Here is a 16,037-nt window from a genome sequence, read left to right on the forward strand (position 1 = left end):
CACCAGCTCGCTCACAACCTAGAGTTGTAGACTGAGCCGTTGTGGAAGCAAGTACAAGAAAAGTGAATGCGGTAACAGTAGCTAATGTATTAATCTTGAACATAATGACCTCTTAATCGGATATATACTGTTCAAGGTATCCAACATACCAGAACAGCAAACACAAGAGAGTACACATGGTGACTAGTCACCATGTAAAACAACATTGAAGAGTAGTAGTCTTCATTCCCAATCTACTAATAGTTGATGATATCGCGCCAATAAAAAAGCGCCCGTAGGCGCTTTTATGACAAAACAAATAAACACAAAGTAAAGTTTAACCCTGTTTAATACGCTCACTCACTCTGGCTTCTGAGTGGGCTTCTAACCAATACTTTTGTAACACTGTATTCTTCAAGCCTATGTCAGGGCTGCCTAAGTTCCAGGCGCGCTTCCAGATCCCATCGGCTATCATATGCACGACAGCACTCTCAATTGCTTGTGCCACACAGAGACTCACAGGCTCATTTGAGGTATAACCAAGTTCAGACTCAAGCAAGTCTTGAGCGTCGATAAACTTAAATACCCCGGCAGAGATCTCTTTAGAAAGAATAGACTTAGTTGTGGTAACACTGCTAAGTAAACGACCCGTTCTAATGTCTACGGCTCTTAAGTTAACTGTTACCGTATCGACCCTAAACTTAGTATTAACGCCTATACCCAGATACCTTGCCCCTGCACCGCCGGTTTTGATGTTGGTGTCATAGGCGACAATACCGCCTTCCATCAAAATCTGGGCTGAGCTTAATTGGGGAAGTTGACTCGCTTCGCCTTTAAGGCCTGCTCTAACAATTTTTCTCTCTGTCAGAAGGTTCTGCAACCCTTCCCGTTCTACAGGAACAAACCAACTTGAATCATTCAGTGCCTGAGCAAGAAATGCCGTGCCGCTTTGAGGCACGGCCGTCGAAAAGTTACTCGATGGTATGGGCTTATATTGCCCCGTTTGATCACGAAAATCATAAACGGCGGCTACCATACTCCCCTGTGGATGTGGTAAACCGATAAGGTCATAGTAGGTGTCACTCTTTGGCATCAGACTCGTTGATGATTCTATACCTTCAAATTCACCCGTGGTCGAGCATGCAGTCAACAGCAATAAGGCTGCACTGATTATTAACTTCTTCATGCTTAGCCCCCCGTGCCCGTATCAACTAATCCACCGACCTCAATCACAGTTGTTTCACCTGTGACTATGTCAGTAATATGTACAAGCAAGGTGCCGTCTTCATTAACGACATTGATCTCAAAATCCGTTGTTTTTAGGTAGCCTTCGCCACCATTAGCCGCATCGTTAAACAGTTGACTCATCAAGCGAGACTCTAACGAGCTGGCCATTCTTTCTAGTGCCGTAGGAGGCGTATAACCTGAACTAGTCTTATGGTCATTTTGCGCCGAGGCATTAGCTAAGAGGTATGAACCATTTAGGTAACTGCCACCAAAGTTGGGGTTTACAGGCGTATAGATCAATTGGGTTGCGCTGACGGAAAATTCCATCAAGCTGATCACTATGCCACTTCCAAGTAATCTGAATTTATTCATTTGCGGTCCCTGTCTAAAATTCATCTGGAGCAAGGTCTGGGTCTAAAAATTGTGCCCAACTTGCCTGTTTCTTATTTTGCCTCAAAGTTTGATTAACCCTGGAAGCCGCAGCAGCAGCCTGCTCATCGATATTTCGACTCGCTGGTGATACCACAGTGATATATATTGGTTTTCTATTATGTAAAATGGTGACTTTACTGCCGCTACGAGCCGTTGCACGCTCGACAATACTCAAGCCTGAATGCGATGAAATCCCACCTATGTCCCTGTACGCCGAAACAAACTCACGGTAAAAACGGTGGCCAACACGGGTCATTGCCCTGTTTAAGATCAAACCATCGACAAGATCTGTCTCTTGTTTTGGCTTTGCATCACTGATGTTTTGAGATTCGAGAGCTTGTTTCGATTTAACTTCTGCTTTACGTAATTCATCCGCCGAAATGAAAAAGACCATATTGTACAAAATTAAAAAGCAAACGATTTGCTTCACAGATGAACCTCGTGAAGGTGAGTTTGTGCCCATGCTATTGCTTGACCACGGCTCGACACGCCTATTTTTCTAAACGCTCGATAGAGGTGAGTTTTGATGGTGCTTTCACTAACAAACAACTGACTCGCGATGTCTACATTAGTGCTACCACTGAGCAGTGCCTGGAGCACTTCCCGCTCCCGAATAGTCAGGTTATCACTGCCCTCTAGGTTAGATTGTTCATCTCCACTACTATGGATTAATTTAGCAGGGATAACAGACTTGCCACGCAAAATATTGGCTAAGCCCTGCCCTACGTCTTCTAATGAGGCATCACAATAGAAAATACCGGCTGTAACAGTAGGATGAATAAGAAACCGAGCATCTATTTGTCTAGGATAATGTAGGAATACAACCCTCGAGGCGTATTCTTTCTCGACGTGTCGCTGAATTTGATAGGCGTTTTGTACATCAACAGTGGCTAAATCAATAACAACCAGTGAAACCCCACCCTTCTTGATCTCGGGCTCCACTTTCTCTGGCGTCACTTTAACCAGCTTAACCAAGAATTCTTGTGGCCAGCGTGTATCCAAAAGATCGGCAAGTAACTGAGAACGTGAAACAACAATCCAATTTATGACTTTAAACATACAGCTGACTCCATGTCGTAATATTCACTGTGTCAGGGGTTTGACAATAACAATTAAGCTACACTAGTGCGACAGATGTATCTATCGATTTTATCTATCTATTAACTTTTTTATATGTAAGCAAAAAGGATGCTTAACACCCTTTTTGCTTTATATACTCTTACTCAGGCACACTGCCTTGCATAATAGTCACTTGATTGTTAGAGCCAAAACTCATCACATTTGCCGTGTTGTATGCATCATATTGACTCACACTGGCAAGGTTTCCGGCACCGCCTTCAACATAAACATCAGTAACATGATTATTACCATATTGAATCACACCGATATCATTACCAGCCCCAGTGAAAGACTCAACAGTCGCGCTGTTAAACTCACCTGTCTGAGCGATATCAATTTGTGAACCACTATCGGCAGCGTCTGCATACGCTAAGTTTTCAGTACCCGTTTGAGCAATATGGATAATGTTGTCATTACCATAAGTTCCCGCACCTAAGTCATCACCATACCAATTACTCGCAGTATCACTGTTGGTTACGCGGTTACCTGTACCTGACTGTACGATAGTAATTTCACTCCCGTTACCACCTTCAGTTGCTGCACCAGCATAGTTATCATTACCAATTTGCGTCACATTGATAGTGTTACCAAAACTAAAGTCCGCTTGGTCGATAAGAACCGTGTTTGAATTACCTGTTTGTGCCACGACTGCTGTATCATTAGTACCTGCTTGATTGATAGTGGCAGTGTTACCAGACCCTTCAAGGCTTCCCGCTTGAGTCAGGGTTAACAAGTTGCTCGCGCCACTTTGATTAACATTGGCAATATTAGATAAGTCATTCTGCGTCACATTAGCCGTTTGCTCATCACCTGTTTGAGTGATAGTTGCATCGTTAAGTGAACCCGTTTGCAACACAGTTGCTGAGCTTCCAAAGCTATTCTGCTCAACAGATACTAGGTTTTCGGCTCCAGTTTGATCTATATCGGCTGTATTCCCTTCATCAAGCTGATCGACTAGCGCAATGTTACCCTCTGCGGTTTGATCTATATTGGCAATATTCAAATCACCAACTTGGTTAAGCACTGCGCTGTTACCAGCAGCAGACTGAACTACGTAAGCCTGGTTAGCTTCACCATCTGAATAGACAACAGCTTCATTGTCTTTTGCTGATTGTGTCACTTCGGCGATGTTAAGGTCACCTAGCTGGGTCACATCGGCTGAGTTACGCTTTGCTGATTGCGTAACCCTAGCGTCATTACCGTTACCAGTTTGCCCAACCATAGCGGCATTACGCTTAGCCGTCTGAGTAATTGCGCCCTTGTTTGAATTGCCTGTTTGATCCAGTGAAGCTAAGTTTCTCGCTGCAGTTTGGCTCACTCGTGCATCGTTATTGTTGCCAATTTGACTAACACTGGCACTGTTTTTCTGTGCAAATTGCTCTACGTAACCTGTGTTTTCATTACCAGATTGAACCAGGTCTGCACGGGTAGAATCCATTCCGCCATCATGGTCAAAATTACCAGTATTTTGAAGGATATCACCATTGTTACCGGCACCCGTTTGAGTTAATTCGGCTACGGCTGCATCTGAAACATCTTGAGAAATGAATGCATTATTATCGGCACCCGTGTTCTGCACGATTGTGGCATTAGCAAAATCAGACCAACGGTTGTTGATTTCAGCCGTGTCGCCATTACCATTTTGAGTAATTGCAGAAATTGCGCCATCGGCATTATTCTGAGTAACATTAGCGGTATTATCATTGCCATTTTGAGCAACTGAAGCTAATGCTGACTGCTCATTATTAAGCTTCTGCATGATAGTGGCCGTATTCTCATTTCCGATAGAATCGACAGTGGCTAACGCAGAAGACGTCGCATCTTGCTGATCAACTGTTGCCGTGTTGCCATCACCTTTTTGGTTAATGCGGGCTTCTGTTTCAGTTGTTCTCGCTTGAGTTGCGGTTGCTGTATTATTTGAACCTTCCTGGTTAACTAATACTTTGTTGTATGAACTCGCATTAGTTTGAGTCACTGTAGCCGTATTTTGTACACCACCAACTTGAGTGACTTCAGCTAAGTTATGAGTGCTATCCTCGGCATAAACACTAGTAGATGCTAAGAGTGCAGCTGATACAACAAGTGCAATTTTGGTCTGATTCATCGGTATTGTTTTCCCTTTCCCTAGTTAGATGCATGACCCTGAGTGATGACAGCAGTTTGTGAACTGCCCCACTGAGCCACACTGACTACATGCCCGGAACCGTTTTGCTGGATCCAGACTGAGTTTTCATATCCTGTTTGATGTATATAGGCCTGATTACCATAACCATTCTGAGTAACATCTATCTCTAGAGCCGTACCGAGTTGATTGGCTATAACCAGATTGCCATAACCCGTTTGCAGTATGCTCGCTTCGATATCTGAACCAGATTGCAATAGTAGAATTTCATTGCTGACGCCTTGTTGGCTGGCGATAAGTGAAGTGTTGTAACCAGTTTGTGCCAGATATAGCTCATTGCTCATACCTTGCTGGCTTATATCCGCAGAATGACTATCGCCTACCTGACTTACTGAAGCTAGGTTTCCTGCTCCAGAGAGTTCATCGAAGCTACTGATATCTTCATTTGCGTAGGCTAGAGGAGATAAAAGTATACCGATTATCACTAAGAGCCTCCCCCAGTGATTGAACAAGCTCTTTTCCCTTTTATCCATGTTTATAGGCAACATCTTGCATCCTGCTTTAGCCAGTCAAAATATTGACGTTAGTATGTCGTTAACAAGGGGGAACATCATCACCCAAAAGTATGAAGCCAGATGACACAAACATCGTATTTTCATAAGCTAAGTAGTATTTTATTACTACAACTTAAGTCTTAAAAAATACAAATTTTCGAACCTATTTTTATGTAACATCATGCAAAACAAGCCGTTACACATCCGTCACAGAAGTTGCCATACTTGCGGGGGGATTCTACACATTTGCAAACTAAAATCAGTTCGACCTGACAGGCGCAGAGCACTTTAACGAGGGCAATAAAAATTCTAGTATCAGAGAAAGAAATTAAGTGGCTTGCTATAAAATTGCACAAATAAAAAAGGGGCCTAAGCCCTAATGCCGATCACTTAGTCACTATTTTGCATACATAATCACCTTTTATTCACTTTCTGAATTAACGGAATTTGTGTAGCAATCATTGACTAACAGCAGAACGAGTAAGGGCTACAGCCAGATTTAGATTAAATCCCCTGTAGCCCTTATTTTATCAATATTTTTTCTTAACTTACCGGCATTAGGCCTAAGCCCCTTTTTTATTACTTAGCCCAAGGAATTTACATCGTACCTTGAGTTACAATCACCATGTTACTTGAACCAACACTTGTTACTGTAGCAGTATTGTAAGCATCTGTTTGAGTCACATTGACATGGTTATTACTACCACCATCAACATAAACATCAGTGATATGATTATTACCTACTTGAGATACGAATATCTCATTGTCAGTGCCCCACCATGATTCAACTGCAGCATCGTTAAACTCACCATTTTGATCTATATCTACGATTGAGCTGTCATTTGAAGAATCTGCGTAAGCTGTGTTATCTGTGCCATTCTGAGCAATATTTAAAATATTATCTGAACCATAAGTTGCAGAACCAATACCAGTTCCATGGTTGTTACTAGCATTTGGGTTTTCAGTAACACTGTTTCTATCACCTGTTTGAGTAATAGTCGTTACACTATTTCCCCCACCGAAACTTGCCGCACCAACATAGTTTTCTAGACCTGATTGGCTAACTGAAATAGTGTTATCATGGCTACCTGAACCTTGAGCAACCACGACTTGGTTTGAATTCCCTGTCTGAGAGAGGGATGCGATATCATTTGTTCCACTTTGTGAAACACTTGCAGTATTACCAAGACCTAAAGCGCTGCCACTTTGAGTTAAGACTAAAGCGTTATTCAAACCTGACTGAATCACATCAGCTGTGTTTGAAAAATCATTCTGTGTAATTATCGCTGAATGGTCAGCACCTGTTTGAGTTACCGTTGCGCCGTTACTTTCACCAGTTTGAGTGACCTGAGCAAAACTACCTGAACTTGTTTGAGCGATAGTCGCACCGTTGCTTGGACCAGATTGGTCGACATCAACTTCATTACTATCACCAACTTGGTCAACATCAGCATTGTTATCTGTTGCAGTTTGATCAACATTTGCAATGTTTGAGTCACCGTCTTGGAACACATCAGCCCCATTAGATTCAGCACTCTGAGTTACATTAGCAGTGTTTAAATTTCCTTGTTGCAATACTACAGCACTGTTGTGCATAGCAGTTTGGCTAACCACACTGTTATTACCATCACCAGTTTGAGTAAGAAATGCTGCTGTATCATCACTCCCAAGACCGTGACCATAGTTTTGGGTATCTTGGCTTATTGAACCAGTGTTGCTCGCACCAGTTTGAGTCAAACTAGCAGTAGCAGCATCTGAGCTTTCTTGACTAATCGTCGCGCTATTACCTGTTCCCAGATTTTGTTCAATAGTAGCCAACGCATTATCAGACCAGTGGTTATCTATAACAGCCACATCACCGTTACCATTTTGAGTAATTGTGGATTCAGCACCATCAGCGTTATTTTGTGTGACGGTTGCAGTATTATCATCACCTCTTTGAGTCACTGTTGCTGTTGCAGAAAAAGCATTATTCAACTTTTGTGTCACATAAGCTTTGTTATCTGAGCCTATTGTGTCAACGGTCGCTACAGAAGTTTGAGTAGCATCAGATTGCTCAACTATAGCTAAGTTTCTCTCACCGTCCTGGTCAATATCTGCGGTAGTTTCAGAAGTTCGAGCCTGAGTTGCGCTAGCAACGTTACTCGTCCCTTTTTGGTCTATGGTCACATCGTTATTTACACTTTCATCAATCTGAGTGACTGTGGCAGTGTTACTTGTACCATCTTGATCTACTGTAGCTCTATTTTGAGTACTCGCAGCATTTACACCAAATGATGCAAATAGTGCAGCCGAAACTAATAGCGCAATTTTAGAATGTTTCATTTCCCTGTTTTCCCTTTTCTATAGCTAAGTTAAAGGCTGACAAAGCGTTATCACCAATTAGCGAACTCACAAGGTCATACCGAGTTGTGTATTTAGATTAATGAGACTTTTTAAATCCACATATCTCTAAACACGTCCTGCAGAAATCAATCATAAGCTCAATAATGAAATAGGAAGCCTAATTCCCTTAGGCAGTAAAACGGACTGCATTAAATTGTTATCGAGTTTAATTGCTGGGTATTATGCGGAGTAATTAGGAGGACAACATCCATCACGAGTATTAACAATTCGTAACCAAAGGGATCGAATTCTAGGCATTAACCTAGACTTTATAGCTAGACTGAATACGACTTTAGATGTGGATGTGTAAGGTTTCAGCTGCCGAATGAGATGTTATTAGGGGGGCAGTTTTAACGGATTAAACAATACATTATTCCTTTTAAGAAACTGTTTAATATGAATTACATCTGATTTAACCAATTAAGCTTAGCCTTATACTGCCTCTGACTTTTAGGCATTTCAGCATATTCCAAGGCCAATTTAATGGAGTTTTTTGCTGAGTTGTTTCTACCCAAGGCGTATTGCGCCCTAGCGAGATCAAAATATGCTGCATGATAATAGGGGGGATTTTTTAAGAACTTGCTCAGATAAATTTCGGCACTCTTAAAATCACCTTCCAGTATCGCGTCTTGACCTATCAAGTACCAATCATAGGGCGAATTGTCTTCCAGTCCTAAAAGCCGCAGCTTTATCCTGTCAGCCTGCTCATACTTACCTTGTTTTGAAAATAAATAATGATAATTGCTCAGAAGAGTTATTTTAGAGTCTGATACTTCAAGACCATAACGATAAAGAGTTTCCGCGGTACTCTCGTCACCTTTACGCCTATGAACGATTGCCATCATGCTGATCAAGGGAGCGTACTCTTTATCGTATCGGATGCCAGATGTTAACAAGCTATAGGCATAATCAAGATCACCATTGAGCAAAGCGTCCGCAGCCAGATTGCGATACAGCATAGCCACAAACTGATTTTCATCTATTATCTTACTCGTTCGATCATAGCGTCCGGGAAAATAGTCAAGAATCAGATAACTCCTACCCGAAAGGAAAAAACCTTTACTCGGTTGATCATTATCCTCTTCATAAAGAAAAGTTCGCACATGATCTGAAGTAACAGCAAAATTAGCAGTCACCTCTAATAACATAGGTTCTGTATGCATGACTTGAAATACCGCTTTAACACCTAGATGCTTAGCGACTGCGTAGGTTAACAGGGCTAATGACATACAGTTCCCTCCCTGTTTTTCCATGGCTAAACTGGCGGAATAATTTTCTCCCTCATAGTTAAAATTCACCAATTTCTTTGATAAATACTCAGACACTTGCTTATTTTTCGGCAGTTCAGCTATCCCTCACGGCTCACAAACTTCTGGATGTCTTGGTTCTGTGCAGGCCTTAATGAAATCAAACTCTCTAAAGAAGGAACCTGAGCAATTTTGTCCGAAAAAAGTTGTTGGTTTGTTTGTGGGAAATCAGGTTTAACAGGATGATTTGGATCAGAATAACTGGAGCAGGCCGACGTGAGCAATAAGACTACTGCGGATAAAATCCATCTCATGTTACAACTCCTAGAGTGCTGAGGCTCATATCAATCTGAGGCACCTAACTATGGCTAAGTCTCCTGTAAGCCACAACTTCATTACCTGTGATTATTCACCTCAAGTAGGTAAATTAAGCTATAGCAATAAGGTATTTATATCAAGGTTAAACAATTAAACGTGAAGCAAATTCAAAAAAGGAACTTGCTAAAGAAGGAGTTACTTAGCTTAGCAGTAACAGCAAAGTACTCAAGCCAAATAATACCGAGACACCTTGCCAGAATCTCACCGGGTCCCTCTCTAGCAGTGAGCGCCCTACTTCCGGTTTGTCCCAATTCGCCAAAGGTTGATTGAGTTCATATAGTAGCTCACTGGTATCGACCTGACGACTCGCGGGATCAAAACTTAAGGCTTTCTTTAATGGGGGGTCCATCCATAGGGGGATCAGTGGATTGAGCTCATAGCTCGGGATGTAAGCCAGTTTGAGGTAATCCAGTTTGGTGCGACACTGTGCCAACTTGCCTTTAAAGGGTAATTGACCTGTGAGCATCTCGAAGGTGATAACCGCCATGGAAAACAAGTCGGCTTTGTTGGTTACCCGGTAACCTAAGACACTCTCGGGAGCGGAATAGTCAGCGGTACCTAAGATACTATCTCGTTGAAGCGGCGTGGCAATCTCGGCTATTCCCTTAATATGACAGGAGCCAAAATCGATGAGTTTAATCTGGCCCTCATAAGTCAGCAAAATATTATCGGGTTTAAGATCTTGGTGTATAGTCTCCTTGCGGTGAAACGCCCTCACCCCGGATTCGATCTGTTTTAGCAGCGGCAAGACCTCCTGCACCGACGCCTTAGGGTTACGAGTGATCCAGGTACTCAATGACAGTCCGTTAAGGTGCTCAGTGACGTAGTAAAGTGCACTTTTCGCTCGGTCTCGGTCTAATAACCTCACCACATTCGGACTGTTTATCCTGTGTCCAATCCAGCTCTCGAGCATGAAACGTTCGATATAGGCTGCATCATCGAGATAATTAACCGAGGGCGTCTTGATGCAACGTTTATTGCCATCTGCATCCGATGCCAGATATACCTGACTTCGCTGACTCTGGTGTAAAATCTCTTCTATCAGATAGCCGTCTAGCCTCATTCCTTCAGACAGTGGCGGAGGAAAAGGCAACTTAGATAGCCTCTGATAGAGATCGTCGATATTTAATTTAGGTAATGTGTCTATGGATAGCAGCTGACAACTGACGTTATCCAGACTGCCAGCATCAATTGCCTGAGCACATAAGAGGCGACAAAACTCATCATGATCGATTGAGACGTCTGACTCTTGCTTAAAGCTTGGATTAAGTTCTGGTTTAGAATCTGCTTTAGACTCTGGTTTATAACTTGAAGTAGACATAAACTCAGACAATTTAACAGTCAGGTCTTGATCGCTGATAACATCATGGACTCCGTCTGTCGTCAACAGATAGAGATCGCCTCGCTTTAACTCGATCTTGCGATAATCCACATCCAGTTTCACATCTAAACCTAATGCCCTAGCTAGATAGCGCTTGTCTCTGCCAAGTACAGTCACATGATCTCGACTCAGACGCTCAAGCTTACCGGCGCTAAACCGATAGGCTCTGGAGTCACCGACATGAAGCAGGTGAGCACTGCAGGATTTAAAGATGAGGGCAGTGAAGGTGCATACGTAACCCCGCTGGGCCTCTCGATAATCCTGACCCAGACCATAGAGCCAACGATTCAGCGCGGTGAGTACTTGAGAGCTGGATTTCTCCACGCTCCAGGTATCCGGCGTCGAATAGTAATCTGCAATAAAATTGCTGATGCTTATTCCGCTAGCTTTCTCAGCCTCTTCTGCGGCGCTGACGCCATCACAAATGACTGACACGGCGCCCTTAGTTGTCAACATCAGACCATCGGGGATCCGTATACCAATGGCATCTTCATAGGTAGATTTAGCCCCTTGAGCAGAGAACTGGCCCGCCCCAATCTCAAGCTCCCCACTCAAAGGAAGCTCCTCATTTAGAGGCTGTTCTACAGCTAAACCTACACCTAAAGTAAGCTCCTCACCTACAACGATCTCAGGTGTAGATGTTAAATCATCTTTCACCAGACTCTTATTCAATGACGCTGCGCCCGATACTGACATCTTTTTTACCTGGTTAATTAACACTGATTAAGGTCACTTCACCGTCCTCGTTCACCTCGGCAATATGCCCTTTAGGTTCAGTGAGAAATAGCAGACTCACAAGACCTAACACAGCACTGGCAGCGATAACATAGAAGAAAAATTGCGTAGATACCATAGAGTAAACGGTTAGAAAAAATACGGCCCCTACATTTCCATAGGCTCCGGTCATACCGGCAATCTGGCCTGTTAAACGTCGCTTAATCAAGGGAACGGCAGCAAAAACCGCCCCTTCACCACCTTGGACAAAGAAAGAACAAGTCATCACCATAATCACAGCTAAAGGTAATGCCCAATCAGAGGTTATTTGTGCCATACCAAGGTAACCCAGTGCTAAGCCTGTAGTCAAAATCATCAGGGTCGGCTTACGACCGAATCGGTCACTTATCCAGCCACCGCCGGGCCTCGAAACTAGATTCATAAAGGCATAGCTAGACGCCAACATGCCCGCCTGAGCCAATCCTAGCTCGAAGGTTTCTGCAAAATACAGCGGCAACATAGAAACCACGGCGAGCTCGGAACCAAATGTAGAGAAATACAGTACATTTAATACCGCAACCTGCTTAAAGGGATAACGCTCAAACTCGGGCACAGGCCCCGAGAAGATATGCTTGTTCACCTGATAGGTTTGATACAAGTCGACCATTAACACACATACCAAGATGGCATAAATACCATAGACTTCCATTTGCGTGAACATGCTGACACCGGATGGTGATAATTTCCAGCCGAGTAATGCTAAGGTGGCATACATGGGCAACTTCATCAGGATAAGCAAGGCTAAATCTCCTTTGCTTGTCACTTCCAGGGCACCCGCTTTCTTGGGCTTAAAGTAAGTCGATCCCTTAGGCGTATCAGACACATTGAAGTAGTAGATAAAGGCGAACACAAAGCTCATCACCCCCGTTAACCCAATGGCGTATCTCCAGCCATTATCTCCACCAAAAGCGATGGCAATAACTGGTAAAGTAAACGCGGCGGCAGCCGAGCCAAAATTGCCCCAACCACCATAGATGCCTTCAGCCGTACCGAGCTCTTTCGCCGGAAACCATTCGCTCACCATCCGAATACCAATAACAAAGCCTGCGCCGATAAAGCCAAGTAGAAAACGCGCCAGGGCTAACTGCTCGAATGTTTCCCCGAGTGCGAACATAAAACAGGGAAAACTACACAAGATCAGCAATGCCGAATAGGTCAATCTAGGGCCAAATTTATCCGTCACCATGCCTATAATGATCCTCGCTGGAATGGTCAGCGCCACATTGAGGATCAGCAGTGTCTTAATCTGTTCATTGGTCAACCCCAGACTTTGGGCTATCACCCCCATCAGGGGCGCGGCATTAAACCAGACCATAAAGCTGACGAAAAAAGCCATCCAGCTGAGGTGCATGATTTTCATTTTTCCTGAGAAGGAAAAAATATTAAATTTATCAGAACTCATCATTACCGCCTTATTACTATGAATTATTATCAGCACTGTCATAGGCGCTTTTCACGAGTACTTTCCCGTTTTCGCACTTGATCTGGTAAACCTCAACACTTAACGACTCATCTTCGATACAGGAGCCATCGCGCAAACTGTAATGTTGTTTATGCAGAGGCGATGCGACAAAAATACCCCCTTCGAGATCACAGATAAGCCCTCTGGACAGCACACTCACGCCAGTGGCCGGATCGATATTATCCAGAGCAAATAATCCTCCCTCACCTAAGTTAAAAATGGCAATGGCTTTGTTCTCAAACCAAGCGGCGACTCCACCAAAGCCAGGCAGTGCTGTTTCTTCACAAATATTGACCCAATTCATACTTTTCACTCCTTTAAGCCAATGGCCTTACTTATCTAGTTCAACTATTTCTTCAACATCAGATACGTCACTTGTTATTGCCTCTACAGGCAGATTCGTGATGGCAATGTTGCCAATAGCACCCGCGGGGAATTTTTGACCTCGGCTATAACGGTACTGCTCGACATCGACATCAGGCATTTTTTCAGGGTTAACGAACTCGCTGAAACGAGATAGAAATTCCGGACTCTCGAGGCTGGTGCGCCACTCACACTGATAAGTCGAGATCACTTTTTCCATCTGAGACTCCAGTTCATTGGCCACTCCCAGACAATCATCGATGACCACAGATTTAAGGTAATCCAAACCGCCTTCTAAGGACTCGAGCCACACTGAAGTACGCTGTAAACGGGCTGCGGTCTTAGCGTAGAAAATCAAGATTCGATCGATATAAGTCACTAAATCAGTCGTAGATAGGTCGGTTGCAAACAGATCGCCATGACGAGGACGCATGCCGCCGTTGCCACCCACAAACAAGTTCCACCCCTTATCGCTGGCTATCACACCGATATCTTTACTCTGGGCCTCGGCGCATTCTCGAGTACAACCCGAAACAGCAAACTTAATCTTGTGCGGAGCACGAAGTCCCTTATAGCGATTCTCCAAATCTATCGCTAACCCGATTGAATCTTGTACGCCATAGCGGCACCAAGTGCTGCCGACACAGGACTTAACCGTTCTTAAGGACTTACCATAGGCATGGCCTGTCTCGAACCCCTGTTCAATTAACTCTTGCCAGATCATCGGCAGTTCAGAGAGCTGAGCCCCAAAGAGATCGATACGCTGACCACCGGTGATCTTGGTGTAGAGATCATGACGCTTAGCAATCTCGCCCAAGGCGATTAACTTATCCGGGGTAATTTCACCGCCGGCGATACGAGGTACCACAGAGTAAGAGCCATCTTTCTGAAGGTTCCCTAAGTATGCATCGTTGGTATCTTGCAGGTTGGCATGTTGGATATTGAGTACATACTCATTATCCAAGGTGGCAAATATTGAAGCGGCGACAGGTTTACAGATATCACAACCAAGGCCTACCGATGCGGCTTCTCCCTTGCCATGGGTGTTAATCAGGGTAGTAAAATCACCAATTTCTTCAACCTGGCAGAGATGAAACAATTCCTGCCTGTCGTATTCAAAATGACAGCAGATCCCCTTCTGAGTCTCTAATCCTTGCTCTTCCATGGTCTGAGTGATCACACTCTGGACCAAGGCACTACAACCACCACAGCCTGACGCCGCTTTAGTACAGCCTTTAATTTCGGCCAGACTATGGGAGCCGGCCTGAACGCTCGCGACTATGTCAGCTTTAGTCACCTGGTGACAGGAACAGATAATCGCGTCATCTTTCATCTCGAAGCCAGCGCCCTCCTCCTGCTGCAGTAAGTCGATAGCTGGGCCTTCAAGTTCATCACCAGACAGGTATTGATTAAGCAGCAAGCTGTAATCACTGGCATCCCCCACAAGGACGGCACCTTTCAGGTAACGACCTGATTCATCTAACCATAGCTTCTTATAGGTACCGGCTTGATTATCGGTCAGCTCGACAAATTGCGCCTTGTCAAAGCCACGACTCTCACCGATTGAAGCGACGTCCACCCCAAGCAACTTAAGCTTAGTGCTCATATCGGCACCTTCGAACTTAACCAGACTCGAAGATGTGCCAGTTTTGTTAGCACTGGCTTTAAGATGGGAGACCGCCGCCCGCGCCATCTGATAACCCGGCGCGACAAGCCCGAATATTCTCTGCTGCCATAGGGCACACTCACCTATGGCATAAACATCATCAGCCGATGTTAAACAGTGATCATTTATGACAATACCACCACGGTCACCCACTTCTATACCACTTTGTCTGGCTAGGCTATCCTGGGGACGAATACCGGCTGAGAAAACAATCATGTCGGTTTCTAGATAAGTATCATCATTGAAATTCATGCGGTGAAGCGCCGATTCACCCGCGACAATAGCCGAAGTCGCCTTGCTGGTATGCACAGACACGCCTAGTTGTTCAATCTTGTCACAAAGAAGCTCACCCGCCTTATCATTGAGCTGTACGGGCATAAGCTGAGATGCAAACTCAACAACATGAGTCTCTAAGCCTAAGGTTAATAAGGCATTGGCTGCTTCTAATCCCAATAAGCCACCACCTATCACCACCCCGGATGTGGATTTCTCAGCCGCTTGCTGTATCTGCTGCAGATCTTCAATGGTGCGATACACCATACACTGGGGCCTGTCTTTACCCTCAATAGGTGGAACGAAGGGGTAAGACCCCGTGGCCAACATGAGTTTGTCATAAAACCAAAAATCACCATCTTGGGTATGCAGGCATTTGTTCTCGGTATCGAGCCCGGTCACCTCTTTACCTAAGTGCAACGTCACTCCCTGTTTGGCATAGGTATCGATATTTGCCAGCATTAAGCTATCGGCGTTGCCCGTCTCAAAATATTTAGACAGCTGTACTCTGTCATAGGCTGCCAGCTGTTCACTGCCAAATACCTCTATTTGAAAGTGTTCATTGAGCCCTTGATCGCAAAGCTGCTCTATAAAATGATGGCCAACCATGCCGTTACCCACTACGAGTAACCTAGGCTTACGCTCCAAATCTGTTTTTGCACAACCCATAACACA

At 44.2% G+C, this 16,037-nt stretch carries 13 protein-coding genes; all 13 read right to left on the reverse strand.

The window, feature by feature from the left end:
* Positions 1-316: 316 nt before the first annotated feature.
* On the reverse strand, positions 317-1,165 hold the full coding sequence (locus sps_RS07745) for a CsgG/HfaB family protein (RefSeq protein WP_077752012.1): 849 nt from the start codon (positions 1,163-1,165) through the stop codon (positions 317-319).
* A gap of 2 nt (positions 1,166-1,167) precedes the next feature.
* Positions 1,168-1,578 (reverse strand): curli assembly protein CsgF, encoded by a 411-nt coding sequence (locus sps_RS07750; protein WP_077752013.1) that lies wholly within the window; start codon positions 1,576-1,578, stop codon positions 1,168-1,170.
* A 13-nt stretch (positions 1,579-1,591) separates the two neighbouring features.
* Positions 1,592-2,068, reverse strand: a complete 477-nt coding sequence (locus sps_RS07755) for a curli production assembly/transport protein CsgE (RefSeq protein WP_237158020.1) — start codon at positions 2,066-2,068, stop codon at positions 1,592-1,594.
* Positions 2,065-2,697 (reverse strand): LuxR C-terminal-related transcriptional regulator, encoded by a 633-nt coding sequence (locus tag sps_RS07760; protein ID WP_077752014.1) that lies wholly within the window; start codon positions 2,695-2,697, stop codon positions 2,065-2,067. Before sps_RS07760 ends, sps_RS07755 begins: the two co-directional genes overlap by 4 nt.
* Before the next feature lie 160 nt (positions 2,698-2,857).
* Positions 2,858-4,861 (reverse strand): beta strand repeat-containing protein, encoded by a 2,004-nt coding sequence (locus sps_RS07765; RefSeq protein ID WP_077752015.1) that lies wholly within the window; start codon positions 4,859-4,861, stop codon positions 2,858-2,860.
* Positions 4,862-4,881: 20 nt separating this feature from the next.
* On the reverse strand, positions 4,882-5,427 hold the full coding sequence (locus tag sps_RS07770) for a curlin (protein WP_237158021.1): 546 nt from the start codon (positions 5,425-5,427) through the stop codon (positions 4,882-4,884).
* 603 nt (positions 5,428-6,030) lie between these two features.
* A complete protein-coding gene (locus tag sps_RS07775; protein WP_077752016.1) occupies positions 6,031-7,758 on the reverse strand; it encodes a beta strand repeat-containing protein in 1,728 nt (575 codons plus the stop codon).
* Positions 7,759-8,219: 461 nt separating this feature from the next.
* Entirely contained in the window at positions 8,220-9,116 is an 897-nt protein-coding gene (locus sps_RS07780; RefSeq protein WP_237158022.1) for a tetratricopeptide repeat protein, read from the reverse strand.
* Between the two features lie 50 nt (positions 9,117-9,166).
* The gene (locus sps_RS28770) at positions 9,167-9,379 is read right to left on the reverse strand and encodes a hypothetical protein (protein WP_237158023.1); all 213 of its coding nucleotides are present in this window, start codon (positions 9,377-9,379) and stop codon (positions 9,167-9,169) included.
* A 203-nt stretch (positions 9,380-9,582) separates the two neighbouring features.
* Positions 9,583-11,520, reverse strand: coding sequence for a bifunctional protein-serine/threonine kinase/phosphatase (locus tag sps_RS07785; RefSeq protein WP_237158024.1), 1,938 nt, complete (start codon positions 11,518-11,520; stop codon positions 9,583-9,585).
* A gap of 13 nt (positions 11,521-11,533) precedes the next feature.
* The gene (locus sps_RS07790) at positions 11,534-13,003 is read right to left on the reverse strand and encodes a NarK family nitrate/nitrite MFS transporter (RefSeq protein WP_418346722.1); all 1,470 of its coding nucleotides are present in this window, start codon (positions 13,001-13,003) and stop codon (positions 11,534-11,536) included.
* Positions 13,004-13,016: 13 nt separating this feature from the next.
* Positions 13,017-13,364, reverse strand: a complete 348-nt coding sequence (gene nirD, locus sps_RS07795) for a nitrite reductase small subunit NirD (RefSeq protein WP_077752018.1) — start codon at positions 13,362-13,364, stop codon at positions 13,017-13,019.
* Between the two features lie 27 nt (positions 13,365-13,391).
* The gene (gene nirB / locus sps_RS07800; protein WP_077752019.1) at positions 13,392-16,031 is read right to left on the reverse strand and encodes a nitrite reductase large subunit NirB; all 2,640 of its coding nucleotides are present in this window, start codon (positions 16,029-16,031) and stop codon (positions 13,392-13,394) included.
* Between the last annotated feature and the right edge of the window lie 6 nt (positions 16,032-16,037).

It is taken from the genome of Shewanella psychrophila (assembly GCF_002005305.1).
In the GTDB taxonomy this organism is placed as follows: domain Bacteria; phylum Pseudomonadota; class Gammaproteobacteria; order Enterobacterales; family Shewanellaceae; genus Shewanella; species Shewanella psychrophila.